The organism is Micromonospora sp. D75, assembly GCF_018070405.1.
GTDB classification, from domain to species: Bacteria; Actinomycetota; Actinomycetes; order Mycobacteriales; family Micromonosporaceae; genus Micromonospora; species Micromonospora chalcea.
The window spans coordinates 1-14,002 of record NZ_JAGPXV010000083.1 but is presented as its reverse complement, the minus strand read 5'-3'; the positions used below and the strand labels follow the sequence as shown (position 1 = coordinate 14,002).

Here is a 14,002-nt window from a genome sequence, read left to right as displayed (position 1 = left end):
GTTCTCCGGCGGCGTGCCGTGCATCGTCGAGTACAACATCGACAGCAGCCTCGGCGGCGGCTTCGACGCCGACACCGTCATCCAGCGGTACGCCGAGCTGTACCGTACCCATGACCTGCTCGACGGCGCGCGGCCCGCGCCGTCCCTGCTGGACCAGCGGTTCGCCGCCATCCGGGACACGCTCGGCCTGGCCGACGGCGCGCGGGTGGCGCTGCTGATGGACTTCGACGCCGACTACCCGGGACTGGACGACCCGGAGACGTTCATCCGGATCCTGTCCCCGCTGATCGACCAGGCCCGCCCGTGCGGCATCGACCTGGTCATCGCCCCGGTCGCCACCGCCGGTCTGGACGCGCAGAGCCGCCTGGTCGTCGGCGGCGCCCCGGTGGACGCCCTGTTCCGGCTGTTCGTGCCGAACCGGGTCACCCCCAGCCCCGGCCTGGACGCGGTCGCCGGCGCGCTCGCCGCCGGCACGCTGCCGATGTTCGTCAGCAGCGCCGCCTGGCTGCTCAGCAACAAGCTCAACTACGCCTGGCTCTGGGAGGATCTGGACCTGCTGCCGGAGGACGACCGGACGCTGATCCGCCGGTACGTGCCGCACACCGTCGCGCTCACCGCCGACCAGCTCGACCGGGCGCTGGCCGAACAGGCCGACCTGGTGGCCAAGCCGGCCGGCGGATCGGCCGGGCACGGGGTGCTGATCGGCCGCGAGATGACGGCTGTCGCGTGGGCGGACGGGGTGCGCGCGGCGATCGCCGAGGGGGGCAACATCCTGCAGCGCTACCACGAGGCGGACCGGGTGGCGATGGACTTCGTGCAGATCGAGACCGGTGAGACGGTCACCGCCGATGTCCCGTACAGCCTCGCCCCGTACCTGTTCGGCCGCACCGGTTCCGGCGCGCTGGCCCGGGTCGGCTACCCGGGCTGCGACGAGGTCCTCAACCTGGCCCGAGGCGTCCTCCTGACCGGCATCCTCCTTACCGACTGACCCCCTCCCCGGCCGCCCTTGCCCCGTTGATCAAGGAGTTCGTGTCCTCATCGGGGCGCGTGACCGACCCAAACTCCTTGGTCAACAACGTGGATCCGGGCCGAGGGCGCCGGGCGCGGGTGAGGGGGAGGGGAGGGGGAGGGGAGGGCGCGGTCAGGGGTGGGGGAGGTGGGTGGCCAGGACTCTCAGGGTTTCGGCTGTGGCTATCGCGTCGCTGCGGGCGCTGCCGTGCCGCCCGTCGCTGCTGTACAGCGACGGGTCCGCCACCAGCGGATGGTCGGTCAGGTGCACGTGCAGCGTGCCCAGCCGCTCGGCCACGCCGCGGGTGTGCCGGGACAGCCGGCGCATCCGCTCGCCCAGGCCCGCGCGCAGCGTCTCCGGCACGGCCGGGCTGTGCGACACGTCGAACATGCCCACCGTGATCACGTCCGCGCCGGCTTCCCGCAGCGCGCTGATCATGGCGGTCAGCTCGGCGTCGACCGCGTCCGGGTCGTAGGCGGACCGGAACGCGTCGTTGCCGCCGCACACCACCAGTGCGAGATCCGGCTCGAAGGCCAGCGCGTCGGCGAGCTGAGTGGCCCGCACCTCGTGCGCGCGCAGCCCGCGCCGGCCCAGGTTCAGGTACGCCAGCTCCGGCCGGACGGCGCGCAGCTCGGCGGCGATCCGGTCGGCCCACTGGAGGTCCGGGTAGCCGTCGACCGGCTCGCACAGTCCTTCCGCGACGCTGTCGCCGAGCACCACGAACCGGCGCCACGGGTGCCCGCGCAGCAGCTCGGTGGCCTCGCCCGGACGCAGGCACCACGGATCAGTCGCCTCGGTCAACGTCGATGCCATGATCGGCAGGCTAGCCGAGCGCCCGGCACGGCAAAAGAGGCTCAGCTCAGCAGGGTCAGCAGTTCGCCGGGCCGGGACAGACTGAGGTCGGCCGGTTCGGCCGGATCGTACTGATGGCCCCACGCGGCGGCCACCGCCACCGCGCCGCTGCTGCGGGCGGCGCGCAGGTCCAGCGGCGAGTCGCCCACGTACGCGGCCCGGCCGGCCGGCACGCCGAGCCGCCGGCAGGCCACCTCGACGCCCTCGGGCGCCGGTTTGGGGCGGGTGACCTGGTCGCCACCGAGCACGACCCGGAAGTGACCGAGCAGGCCGACCCGGTCGAGCATGATCTCCGCCGCCCGGTGGCTCGCGCCGGTGAACACGCCCACCGGCACCCGGGCGGCGAGGTCGGCGAGCATCTCCGCGACTCCGGGGTAGACGCTCACCCGCCCGGCCGTCGCAGCCAGTGCGGTGTGGTAGCGGTCGAGGTCAGCGGCGGTGGCGGGGCGCCGGAGCAGGTGCGTCAGCAGGTCGGACGGTGAGCCGATCGAGTAGCCGGCGATGACCTCGGCGTCGGTGTACGACGGGCCGCCACCGGCCCGCACCGCCGCCCGGTACGCCGCCGGCACCACCTCGTGCGACTCGATGAGCGTGCCGTCCATGTCGAAGACGACGGCGTCCACCGGGCGGCTCACGCGGCCCCGGCCCGGTGTGCGGCGGCGAGGCGCTTCGGCGCGCGGGCGTGCCACGCCTCGGTGATCAGCTCGGTCAGGTCGTCCACGGCGATCCGGTCGAGCCGGACCAGCACGGCCGGGTAGCCGTCGAGGTGCGGCGTGGTGAAGTAGACCGCCGGGTCGTCGGCGAGCAGCGCCTCCTTGGCGCCCAGGTCGGGCACCCGGGCGCCGAGGATCGGGCCGTCCGGCGCGGCGTCGCCGAGCGCCTCGAGGTCGCTGCGGCGCAGCGGCCGGTCCCAGACGAACATCTTGTCGCGCACCCGCCAGGCGGGCAGGTCGTCGTACGAGCCGCGCTCGGTGGTCTCCGGCAGGGCCAGCGCGATGCGCCGCACGTCGTCCCAGGTCGCCATGGCCCCGACCCTACCGCCGCCCACCGACACCCCGGCTCAGACCGGCGTGGGGGTCGCCGGTTCCGGGGCCGGGCGGTGGGACCCGCGGGTCAGCAGCAGCGGTCCCACGGTCAGCACCAGGCAGACCACCGACATCACCAGCAGCGCCGGGGTGAGGTCGAGCAGCGCCACCGACCAGCCGCCGAGCAGCGCGCCGACGGGCAGGCCGAGGAACGCCACCGACCCGGAGATGCCCAGCACCCGGGTCTGCAGCTCGCCCGGCACCCGTTGGTAGAGCGACGCGCCGAGCAGCGGGTTCACCGCCGCGATGCCGATGCCGGACAGGAACGTCACCACGAGCACCACGACCAGGTCGTCGCTGAGCGCCAGCGCGAGCAGCCGGGGCGCGCCGCTGAGCGTCAGCCCCAGCGCGAACGTCGTCCCGGCGGGCAGCCGGGTGCCGAACATCGTGAACAGCACGTTGCCCAGCAGCGCGCCGCCCGAGAACACACCGAGCAGCAGGCCGAAGCCGGCCGGGTCGCCGAGCACCTGGTTGACCCAGAGCGGGATCCAGACCGCGACGCTGGCGTTGGCGAACATGTTCGACACCGAGACCACGATCAGCATGATCATCAGCGTCCGGTCGGTACGCAGGTACGCGAAGCCGCCGCGCAGCGCCCGCAGGTAGGGCTCCCGGGGTGCGGGTTGCGTCGGCGCGGGCGGCCGGACCAGCACGCCGATGAGCAGCGCGCAGACCGCGAACGTGGCCGCGTCGATCCAGATGGCCCGGGTCAGCCCGACCCAGTCGATGAGCAGTCCGCCGAGCACCGCGCCGAACAGCGTCATGCCCCGGGCCAGGCCGTCGTAGGCGCTGGTGAGCCGGATCAGCGGCACCCCGGCCCGCTCGGCGGCCGGTTTGAACAGTACGTGCTTGACCCGGTCGCCGATGCCGCGCAGCCCGCCGGCGACCGCCACCAGGACCAGCAGCGTGCCGAACCCGAGCCAGGGGGCCAGCGCCACCACCGCCATCGCGACAGCGCTCGCCGCGTCCACGAACACGGAGGTACGGCGTACCCCGAAGCGGTCCGCCCACGGCGTGGCCAGCGCGCTGGAGAGCATGTACGGCAGCGTCTCCGCCGCCGCGACGAGTCCCATCTTGGTGGGGCTGCCGGTGGTCTCCAGCACCAGCCAGGGGATGGCCACCACGGAGATCCGGGTGCCGAGGTTGGACAGCAGGTCAGCGCCGACCAGGGTGTACAACTCCCGGCGCGGGTTCATGCCGAGCTGCCGATCACGGTGCCCAGCGAGTCGGTGTCGGCGGGATGCGCGGCGGCGTACCGAGCCCGAAGCGCCCGTTTGTCCACCTTCGCGGACCGGTTCAGCGGCAGCGCGTCCACGAACTCCACGGCGCCGGGCGCCCACGTCTCGCTCAGCTCCCGCACCACCAGCGCGATCAGCTCCTCGCCGGTCACCGACGCGCCGGGCGCCGGCACCACGTACGCGTACGGCAGCTCCCCGGCCACCGGGTCCGGCACGCCGATCACGGCGGCGGCCCGCACCTCGGGATGGCCGGCGAGCACGTCCTCGATCGGGCGGGAGTAGATCGGCCAGCTGCGCGCCCGGGTGAGGATGCGGTCCTGCAACCGGTCGACCAGGTAGAGGTAGCCGTCGGCGTCGAGGTGGCCGATGTCGCGGGTGCGGACCCAGCCGTCGACGAGCGTCTCCGCGGTCAGCTCCGGCCGGCCGTGGTAGCCGGCGAAGCTCAGCTTCGTCCGGACCCACACCTCGCCGTCGTCGCCGGGCGGCAGCACCTTGCCGTCGGCGTCGCGGATCTCCACCGTCACGTCGCCGTACGGGCGGCCGCAGGAGCGCAGACGCTCCGGGTGCTCCGGGTCCTCGGTCAGCCCGGGCAGCGCGCAGATGACCACCGCCTCGCTGAGGCCGTACACGATGCGCAGGCACGGGCCGAAGCGGGCGATGGCCTGGCGCAGCCGGGCGGGCGCGGCGGGCCCGGCGCCCACGTTGAACATGAACATGGCGGAGAAGTCGGCGCCCGGCAGGTCGGGGTGGTCGAGCACCTCGTAGAGCATCGGCGGGGTGACGAACGTGGAGGTGAGCCGCTCGGCGTCCACTGTCGCGATGAACGCGGCCGGGTCCCACTGTTCGCGCAGGAACAGCACGCCGCCGGTGAACAGGTTGAACAGCGTGGTGATCTGGCCACTGGCCAGCCACATCGGTGAGTGCGACAGGTGCCGCAGCAGCGGGAACCCGGCGCCCCGGAAGTCGGCGGCCAGGGCGAGGATCTGCCGGTAGAAGCTCTCCCGGTGGTGCACCAGCTTCGGCGTGCCGGTGGTGCCGCTGGTCTGCAGGAACGACTCCGGCGCGGGCGCGTCGGCGGGCAGCTCCGCGGCCGGCTCGCCGGCCGTCGCGGTCAGGTCCGGTCCGGCGCCGCCGGGGCCGAGGCAGAGCACCGGTACGCCGGACAGCCCGGCCGCGATCTGGACCGCCTGCGGGTCGCGCGGGTCGTACACGAACGCCTCTGGCGCGGACAGCGCGACGAACTCGTCGACCTCCCGCCGCGAGGTCACCGGGGCGACCCACATGCTCCGGCAGCCCAGCAGGTGCAGCGCCAGTTGCAGCAACGGACCCTCGACCGTGTTGCCGAGCATCACCAGCACGGCCGCGCCGGGGCGTACCCCGTGCCGGCGCAGCGCGGCGGCCAGGCCGCGCACCCGCGCGGCGACCTGGGGGTAGGTGAGGCGGCGTCCGCCGCCGACGAGCGCCTCCCGGTCGCCGAAGCCGGCGAAGAGCTCCAGCGCCTCGTGCACATAGTTCGGCCGGTCGGTCATCGGGCAGCCCCCATCATGGTCCGCGAGCGGCGTCCGGCCAGGTCAGGGCCGGGACATGACGGCAGGTGCCAGGTCGGCGACCGCACCGCCGCCAGCTTCCGAGCCTAGGCAGCGGCGGTCCACCGCGGACAGAGCCGATCGTCGCTGCGTCCCGCGACGTGGGCATTTGATCATGTCGATCAGGTTGATTGACGCTCGTCACCGCCGGAAGCTAGTTTCCGGTCCATCGCCCGGGCCGGTGCCGCCGACCGCGTCACGCCCGGGGCTGCCGACCATGGAGGATCGATGCCGACCCCGAAGAGATGGCACGTCATAGCTTCCGCCGTAACGCTCCTGATCGCCGCCACCCCGGCGGTCACCGCGAGCGCCGGCCCGACCGACACCGACCGCGCCGGGCACGGGCGCGCCGAGTGGGCCGGGACCTGGGCCGCGGCGGTGACCCGCGGGAACACCGTGGGCCTGACCGAGACCGGCCTGAACAACCAGAGCATCCGGATGACCGTGCAGACCTCGGTGGGCGGGCCGCGCCTGCGGGTACGGCTGACCAACCTCTACGGCCAGCAGGCCATCCAGGTCGGCCGCGCCACCATCGCCCGGCCGAACACCGCCACCCCCGACGACCTGTCCGACATCGTCCCGGCCAGCGTCCGCCAGCTGACCTTCTCCGGCGCCGGTTCGGCGACCATCAACAAGGGTGCCGAGCTGCTCAGCGACCCGGTGGCCTTCCCGGTGGCCGAGCAGGAGGACCTGGTGGTCACCCTGTACTTCCCGGTGCTCACCGGGCCGGTCACGTTCCACGGCCAGTCCCGGGTCACCAACTTCATCGGCGCCACCGACCTCACCTCGGCGGCCGACGGCGCCGGCTTCACCATCCGGCCCAACTGCTGCTGGATGTTCCTGTCCGGCATCGACGTGGAGCGCAAGGTGACGCCCGGCTCCGTGGTGGTGCTCGGCGACTCCATCAGCGACGGCAACGGCAGCACCGTCAACGCCGACCGCCGCTGGCCGGACCTGCTCGCCAAGCGGCTGATCGACGCCCGCCCGGAGCCGCGTACGCCGGGCGTGCTCAACCTCAGCCTGGCCGGCAACCGGCTCAACCACGAGGGCACCGAGCCCGGCGCGGGCGACTTCCCCGGCTACTACGAGCTGGGCCCGAACGCGCTGGCCCGGCTCAACGAGGACGTGTTCCCGCAGACCGGGGTGCGTACCGTCATCACCCACCTGGGCATCAACGACATCTGGATGAACGGCGACAGCCCGGAGGCGATCATCGCCTCGCTGCGCCAGCTCAACCGGCAGGTCCAGGCGCGCGGCCTGACCAGCATCGCCGGCACGCTCATGCCGTACGAGGGCAACGGCGGGCCGGGCGTGTGGACGCCGGAGAAGGACGCCACCCGGCAGGCCGTCAACACCTGGCTGCGCGGGCCCGGCCGGGCCGAGTTCGACGGCGTCGTCGACTTCGACGCGGTGATGCGCGACCCGGCGCAGCCCAGCCGGCTGCTGCCGGCGTACGACTCGGGTGACCACATCCACCCGAACGACACCGGAGCCGCGGCGATGGCGAACGCGGTGCCGTTGAAGCTGCTCGGACTGTGACACCGGGCGGGGGCGGCGGTCGACACGACGCCGCCCCCGCCGCCGTTTTCCTGGGGAGGAAAGACAGTGGACGTCAGCGAGATCCTGACCGGGCTCTACAGCGAACAGGGCCGGCAGAACCCCTATCCCTTCTACGCGGCCCTGCACGAGCACGGGCCGATAAACGCCGTTCCGGCCCGCGCCGAGCACAGCACCGTCAGCGCGGTGGCCGGCGGGTACGACATGGTGGACCAGATCCTGCGCGATCCCGGCTGGTACAAGGGCTTCCCGCCCGGCTGGGAGGAGCAGGAGATCCTGCGGACGTTCCTGACGTCGATGATGTTCGTCAACCCGCCGGACCACACCCGGATGCGCGCGGTGTTCGCGAAGACGTTCACCCCGCGCCGGCTGGTCGCGCTGGAGCCGGTGATCGAGCGGGTCGTCGCCGAACGCCTGGACCACATGGCCGAGGTGGGCGCCGACGGGCACGAGGTGGACTTCGTGGCCGACTTCGCGTACCCGGTCCCGGCGCTGGTGATGGCCGAGTTCATCGGCCTGCCCCCGGCCGACCTGGCCTGGTACCGGCAGCGGGTCGACTGGATCGACGAGTACATGGACGTGTCCGGCAAGACGCCGGAGCGGCTGGCCCGGGCCAACCAGGCCGCCGAGGAGCTGCGCGTCTACTACCGCGACCTGATCGCCCACCGGCGCCGTACGCCCGGCCACGACCTGATCAGCGGGCTGGTCGAGGTGCTCGACGCGGGCGGCGTCGACCTCACCGAGGACGAGTTGATCAGTAACCTGATCGTGCTGTTCAACGCCAGCTTCGTCACCACCGTCTACATGTTCAGCAACGGCCTGCCGCTGCTGCTGGAGCACCCGGACGTGACCGCCGCGCTACCCGGTGACGACGCGCTGGCCCGGGGCTGCGTGGAGGAGGTGCTGCGGATGGAGAGCCCGGTGCACTTCCTGGCCCGCTCCGCGCCCGCCGGCGTCGACCTCGGCGGCGTGCCGGTCGACCGGGACGACAACGTGCTGCTGCTGATCGCCGCCGCCAACCGCGACCCGGCCCGCTTCCCCGACCCGGACCGCTTCGACCCGCGCCGTCCCGGCCCGCCGTCGCTGGCCTTCGGCGTCGGGCTGCACTTCTGCCTCGGCTCGGCGGTGTCCCGGCTGGAGGGCCGGCTGGCGCTGCCGCGCCTGTTCGCGCGCTTCCCGCGGCTGGCCGTCACCCAGCCGTACACGTACAGCGGGAGCCTGTTCCTGCGCGGCATCGACAAGCTCTTCGTCACCACAGGGGAGGCCGGATGACACTCGATCCGCAGGTGGTCGCGTGGCGGACCGCGCGGGCCGCCGCCGGGACCGTGCCGCTCTACACCCAGACCCTGGCCGAGGCCCGCGCCGCCGACCTCGCCGCGATCCGCGCCGGCTCCGGCGCGGTCGAGCCGGTCGCCGAGGTACGCGACACGACGGTGCCCGGCCCGGCCGGGCCGCTGCCGGTGCGGATCCACCGGCCGGACGGCGACGGCCCGCTGCCGACTCTCGTCTACTTCTTCGGTGGCGGCTGGACGCTCGGCAGCGTCGACACCGCCGACGGAATCTGCCGGCGGCTGGTCAACCTGACCGGCGCGCAGACCGTGACGGTCGGCTACCGGCTCGCCCCGGAGCATCCGTTCCCGGCGGCGGTGGAGGACTGCCATGCCGCGGTGCGGCACCTCGCCGCGCACGCCGCCGAGTTCCGCGTCGACCCGGACCGGCTGGCGGTCGGCGGGGACAGCGCGGGCGGGACCCTGGCCGCCGCGGTGACGCTGCTGGCCCGCGCGGCCGGCGGTCCCCGGGTCGCCGCCCAGCTGCTGGTCTATCCGAACACCGACCAGCGGCCCGGGCACCGCCCCGGCGACGACGAGGACCCGATGCTGTTCAACAGGCACTCGGTGGGCTGGTACCGGAGCCACTACCTGGCCGACCCGGGCGACGCGGCGCACCCGCTGGCGTCTCCGCTGCTCGCCGAGGACCTGGGTGGCCTGCCCCCGGCGCTCGTGATCACCGCCGGGTACGACCCGCTGTGCGCCGAGGGCCGGCGGTACGCCGAGCGGCTGGGCGAGGCCGGCGTGCCCACCGAGACGGCCCACTACCCGGGGATGGTGCACGGGTTCTTCGCCATGCCCGGCGTGTTCGACGCGGGCCGGCAGGCCCAGGAGCGGGCCGCCGCCTTCCTGCGCCGCACGTTCGGGCTCGACCCGGCGCACGCGGCGGCGGGTGCCGACCATGGCTGACGCGGCGGACGGCTTCGTGCCGCCGGTCAGCCTGGCCGACTTCGCCGCGCTGGCCCGGGCGGTGCTGCCGCCCGACGTGTGGGACTTCGTCGACGGCGGCAGCGGCGCCGAGACCGCCCTGGCCGCGAACCGGGCCGCGCTCGATCGGGTGGCGGTGCTGCCCCGGATGCTGGCCGGCGTGGACGACCCGTCCACCGAGGCGGCGCTGCCCGGCGGCCGGGCCGCGTTGCCGGTGGCTGTCGCGCCGATGGCGTACCAGCGGTTGCTGCACCCCGACGGCGAGCCCGCGCTCGCGGCGGCGGCCCGCGCGGCGGGCGTGCCCTACGTGGCCAGCACGCTGGCCAGCACGCCGATCGAGGAGATCGCGGCGACCGGCGCGACGGTGTGGTTCCAGCTGTCCTGGCTGCGCGACCGGGCGCTGGTGGCCGACCTGCTCGACCGGGCGTCGGCGGCCGGCTGCGCGGCGGTGATGGTGACTGTGGACGTGCCGGTGCTCGGGCGGCGCCTGCGCGACGCCCGCAACGGGTTCGCGCTGCCGCCGCACGTCACCGCCGCGAACCTGCCCGGCGGCCGGGACGACCTGGCGCACCAGGGCACCCCCGGCGTGTCGGCGGTGGCGGTGCACACCGGCGCGGTCTTCGCCCCGGCGCTGAGCTGGGCGGACCTGGAGTGGCTGCGGGAGCGTACCCGGGTGCCGTTGCTGGTCAAGGGCATCCTGGACGCGCGCGACGCGGTCCGCGCGGCGGACGCCGGCGTGGACGCCGTGGTGGTCTCCAACCACGGCGGACGGCAGCTCGACGCCGCCCCGGCCAGCGCGAGCGTGCTGCCCGAGGTGGTCGAGGCGGTCGACGAGCGGTGCGCGGTGCTGCTGGACAGCGGCGTCCGCGGCGGCGTCGACGTGCTGCGCGCGCTGGCGCTGGGCGCGGACGGCGTGCTGCTGGGCCGGCCGCTGCTCTGGGCCCTGGCCGCCGGTGGCCGGGCCGGCGCCGAGGCGGCGCTCGCGCTGCTCGCGGCGGAACTGCGCGACGCGCTCATCCTCAGCGGCTGCCCGGACCCGGCCTCGGCCCGGCGGCTGCGCACCCGGATCGGAGGCTGACGTGGAACCGGTCGACCTGGCCGTCACGGCGCTGCACGGCAGTGTCGGCGACCCGGCGCTGAACTCGATGAACTTCCTCAACGAGGTGGCGCAGCACTACCCGGACGCGGTGTCGCTGGCGGCCGGGCGGCCGTACGAGGAGTTCTTCGACTCGGCGGTGCTGCACACGTACCTGGACCGCTTCCGCCGCCACCTCGCCGAGGACGTCGGGCTGGACCGGGCCGGCGTGGACCGGACGCTGCTGCAGTACGGCCGGACCAAGGGCGTCGTGCACCACCTGATCGCCCGGCACCTCGCCGTGGACGAGGGGCTCACCGTCGACCCGGAGTCGATAGTGGTGACAGTCGGCTGCCAGGAGGCGATGTTCCTGGTGCTGCGCGCGCTGCGGACCGGCCCGGCGGACGTGCTGTTCGCTGTCGCGCCCACGTACGTCGGGCTCACCGGCGCGGCCCGTCTGGTCGACCTGCCGGTGCGCCCGGTGGCCGGCGGGCCTGACGGCGTCGACCTGGCCGACCTGCGCGCCGGGGTGCGCCGCGCCCGCGCGGAAGGGCTGACGCCCCGGGCCTGCTACGTGATGCCCGACTTCGCCAACCCGTCCGGCGTCAGCATGGGCACCGGGCAGCGGCGGCGGCTGCTGGAGCTGGCCGCCGAGGAGAACCTGCTGCTGATCGAGGACAACCCGTACGGCCTGTTCCCGGCCGACGGCACCGCGCGGCGGCCCACGCTCAAGGCGCTGGACACCGCACGCCGGGTGGTCTACCTCGGCTCGTTCGCCAAGACCGTGCTGCCCGGGGCCCGGGTCGGCTACGTGGTCGCCGACCAGCGGGTGGGGGAGGCCGACGGCACAGTGGTCCCGTTCGCCGACCACCTCGCGAAGATCAAGAGCATGGTCACCGTGAACACGTCACCGATCAGCCAGGCGGTGATCGGCGGCGCGCTGCTGGCGCACGACTGCTCGCTGGTGGCCGCGAACGTGCGGGAACGGGCCGCGTACGCCCGCAACCTGCGCCACCTGGTCGACGGCCTGGCCCGGCGCTTCCCGGCCGGCGGCCCGGTCACCTGGACCGTCCCGGCGGGCGGCTTCTTCGTGGTGGTGAGCGTCCCGTTCCCGGTCGACGACGCGCTGCTGCACCGCTCGGCTCGCGAGTACGGCGTGCTCTGGACGCCGATGGCCCACTTCTACGATGCGGGCACGCCGGTGAATGCGTTGCGGCTGTCGGTGAGCGCTGTCACACCGGAGTCGATCGATCTCGGGCTGGACCGGCTCGCCGCGCTGGTCACGGACACCATGGCCGGCAGCGTGACGCCGGAGTGTCAGGGTTCCGGCACACTACGTGTTTCCTGACGCTGTTCGTCTGTTGATAATGGACCAATGGTTGCCTGGGAGTACGCGTTGCTCGTTCGTCGGTATCAGGGTCAGGGACGCAATTTCCACGTCTCGTTCGTGTGGTACGGCCCGGACGGGTCACGCACCGACGTGACCGCGTACGGCGACACCGCCATCGCGCACCTGAACCGGGTCGGCCGGGAGGGCTGGGAACTGGTCTCCGCCGCCGAGGACGTGAACAACGTGCAGGGCAGCACCGAGGTCCACCGCTACCACCTGAAGCGCCCGCTGCGCTGACCCCGTAACCGCCGGCACCCCGGGAGACTCCTTCTCCCGGGGTGCCGCTTCGTGTTGTCGGGTGCTCAGCCCAGGTCGACCGAGGGGTAGAGCGGGAACGGCGTGAGCAGGTCGGCGGCCTGCTTGCCGACGGACTCGGCGACCGCCGGGTCCAGCACGTACTTCGCCTTCGACGGCGCGCCGTCCGGGCCGGTGCCGGGCGTGGTCTGGCTGAGCACGGTGTGGATCAGCTCGGCGGTGGCGTCCATCTCGGCGGCGCCGAGGCCCCGGGTGGTCAGCGCCGGGGTGCCGATGCGGATGCCGGAGGTGTACCAGGCGCCGTTCGGGTCCTGCGGCACCGAGTTGCGGTTGGTCACGATGCCCGAGTCCAGCAGCGCCTGCTCGGCCTGCCGGCCGGTCAGGCCGTACCCGGACACGTCGATGAGCACCAGGTGGTTGTCGGTGCCGCCGGTGACCAGCGTCGCGCCCCGGCGCAGCAGCCCGTCGGCGAGCGCCTGCGCGTTGTCCACGATCCGCTGGGCGTAGTCGGCGAAGTCGGGGCGGCGTGCCTCGGCCAGCGCGACCGCCTTGGCGGCCATCACGTGCGGCAGCGGCCCGCCGAGCACCATCGGGCAGCCCCGGTCGACCTGGTCGGCCAGCTCCGGGCCGCAGAGCACCATGCCGCCGCGCGGGCCGCGCAGCGACTTGTGCGTGGTGGTGGTGACGATGTGCGCGTGCGGCACCGGGTCGAAGTCGCCGGTGAAGACCTTGCCGGCGACCAGCCCGGCGAAGTGGGCCATGTCGACCATGAAGGTGGCGCCGACCGAGTCGGCGATCTCCCGCATGATCCGGAAGTTCACCTTCCGCGGGTACGCGGAGTAGCCGGCGACCAGGATCAGCGGCTTGAACTCGCGGGCCGCCTCGGCCACCCGGTCGTAGTCGATCAGCCCGGTGGCCGGGTCGGTGCCGTAGCTGCGCTGGTCGAACATCTTGCCGGAGATGTTCGGCCGGAAGCCGTGGGTGAGGTGCCCGCCGGCGTCCAGCGACATGCCCAGCATCCGCTGGTTGCCCAGCTCGCGGCGCAGCGCGAACCAGTCGGCCTCGGTGAGGTCGTTCACCTGCCGGGCCTGCGCCTTGCGCAGCGCGGGGGACTCGACCCGGTCGGCCAGGATCGCCCAGAACGCGACCAGGTTGGCGTCGATGCCCGAGTGCGGCTGCACGTAGGCGTGCGACGCGCCGAACAGCTCGCGGGCGTGCTCGGCGGCGAGCGCCTCGACCGTGTCGACGTTCTGGCAGCCGGCGTAGAAGCGGCGCCCGACGGTGCCCTCGGCGTACTTGTCGCTGAACCAGTTGCCCATGGCCAGCAGCGTCGCCGGGGAGGCGTAGTTCTCGCTGGCGATGAGCTTGAGCGACTCGCGCTGGTCGGCCAGTTCCGCGGCGATGGCGTCGGCGACACGCGGCTCGACGCCGCGGACGACCTCCAGCGCGCTGCGGAAGGCGGTGGACTCGGCGTTGCGCGACATGCGACCTCCAGGTGACGTGCGGAAGGCCCAGGCGCTCGGCATGCGTCCTCATGACGAGGCCGCTCCCCGATGGTGCTCCATCTCCACGCGCCAGTCACGGCCCGTGCCGATCCTACCGGCCCGGCCCGGACCTGCGGGGTTGGGCCGCCCGTCCCGGCGACTGAACCCCGCGACGCGAGCGGGACCGCCCCACAGCCGCGGGGCGGGACCGCGCGC

Annotated in this window: 13 protein-coding genes and 1 riboswitch; of the genes, 7 read left to right on the top strand and 6 right to left on the bottom strand. The window is 73.8% G+C overall.

Going from position 1 to position 14,002, the window contains the following annotated elements:
- Positions 1–988: hypothetical protein (locus KBX39_RS07980; protein ID WP_210869817.1), on the top strand; the 988-nt coding region annotated here is incomplete at its 5' end.
- A gap of 153 nt (positions 989–1,141) precedes the next feature.
- Here KBX39_RS07980 and KBX39_RS07975 read toward each other — a convergent pair.
- The 5 genes from KBX39_RS07975 to KBX39_RS07955 are packed head-to-tail and all read right to left on the bottom strand — an operon-like array spanning position 1,142 to position 5,713.
- Entirely contained in the window at positions 1,142–1,822 is a 681-nt protein-coding gene (locus KBX39_RS07975) for an SGNH/GDSL hydrolase family protein (RefSeq protein ID WP_210869815.1), read from the bottom strand.
- A 41-nt stretch (positions 1,823–1,863) separates the two neighbouring features.
- Positions 1,864–2,496, bottom strand: a complete 633-nt coding sequence (locus KBX39_RS07970; protein ID WP_210869813.1) for an HAD family hydrolase — start codon at positions 2,494–2,496, stop codon at positions 1,864–1,866.
- Entirely contained in the window at positions 2,493–2,885 is a 393-nt protein-coding gene (locus KBX39_RS07965) for an MmcQ/YjbR family DNA-binding protein (protein ID WP_064445772.1), read from the bottom strand. Before KBX39_RS07965 ends, KBX39_RS07970 begins: the two co-directional genes overlap by 4 nt.
- A 36-nt stretch (positions 2,886–2,921) precedes the next feature.
- Positions 2,922–4,142 carry an MFS transporter gene (locus KBX39_RS07960; protein WP_069088558.1) on the bottom strand — a complete coding sequence of 407 codons (1,221 nt, stop codon included), beginning with the start codon at positions 4,140–4,142 and terminating at the stop codon, positions 2,922–2,924.
- Positions 4,139–5,713 carry a class I adenylate-forming enzyme family protein gene (locus tag KBX39_RS07955; protein ID WP_210869811.1) on the bottom strand — a complete coding sequence of 525 codons (1,575 nt, stop codon included), beginning with the start codon at positions 5,711–5,713 and terminating at the stop codon, positions 4,139–4,141. Before KBX39_RS07955 ends, KBX39_RS07960 begins: the two co-directional genes overlap by 4 nt.
- A 312-nt stretch (positions 5,714–6,025) precedes the next feature.
- Here KBX39_RS07955 and KBX39_RS07950 point away from each other — a divergent pair, with 312 nt between their 5' ends.
- From KBX39_RS07950 to KBX39_RS07925, 6 genes are all read left to right on the top strand, one after another.
- Positions 6,026–7,309: an SGNH/GDSL hydrolase family protein gene (locus KBX39_RS07950; protein WP_176722820.1), complete on the top strand. Its 1,284-nt coding sequence runs from the start codon at positions 6,026–6,028 to the stop codon at positions 7,307–7,309.
- Between the two features lie 66 nt (positions 7,310–7,375).
- Positions 7,376–8,599 (top strand): cytochrome P450, encoded by a 1,224-nt coding sequence (locus KBX39_RS07945; RefSeq protein WP_166455911.1) that lies wholly within the window; start codon positions 7,376–7,378, stop codon positions 8,597–8,599.
- On the top strand, positions 8,596–9,564 hold the full coding sequence (locus KBX39_RS07940) for an alpha/beta hydrolase (protein ID WP_210869809.1): 969 nt from the start codon (positions 8,596–8,598) through the stop codon (positions 9,562–9,564). Before KBX39_RS07945 ends, KBX39_RS07940 begins: the two co-directional genes overlap by 4 nt.
- The gene (locus tag KBX39_RS07935) at positions 9,557–10,660 is read left to right on the top strand and encodes an alpha-hydroxy acid oxidase (protein WP_210869807.1); all 1,104 of its coding nucleotides are present in this window, start codon (positions 9,557–9,559) and stop codon (positions 10,658–10,660) included. The genes KBX39_RS07940 and KBX39_RS07935 overlap by 8 nt, the downstream gene beginning before the upstream one ends.
- Before the next feature lies 1 nt (position 10,661).
- Positions 10,662–12,005 carry a PLP-dependent aminotransferase family protein gene (locus KBX39_RS07930; RefSeq protein ID WP_210869806.1) on the top strand — a complete coding sequence of 448 codons (1,344 nt, stop codon included), beginning with the start codon at positions 10,662–10,664 and terminating at the stop codon, positions 12,003–12,005.
- 27 nt (positions 12,006–12,032) lie between these two features.
- The gene (locus KBX39_RS07925; RefSeq protein WP_013286617.1) at positions 12,033–12,284 is read left to right on the top strand and encodes a hypothetical protein; all 252 of its coding nucleotides are present in this window, start codon (positions 12,033–12,035) and stop codon (positions 12,282–12,284) included.
- Positions 12,285–12,349: 65 nt separating this feature from the next.
- On the opposite strand, the gene KBX39_RS07920 is transcribed toward KBX39_RS07925, so the two are convergent.
- Positions 12,350–13,786 (bottom strand): glycine hydroxymethyltransferase, encoded by a 1,437-nt coding sequence (locus KBX39_RS07920; RefSeq protein ID WP_030499908.1) that lies wholly within the window; start codon positions 13,784–13,786, stop codon positions 12,350–12,352.
- 18 nt (positions 13,787–13,804) lie between these two features.
- Positions 13,805–13,894, bottom strand: a riboswitch (ZMP/ZTP riboswitch).
- Positions 13,895–14,002 lie beyond the last annotated feature (108 nt).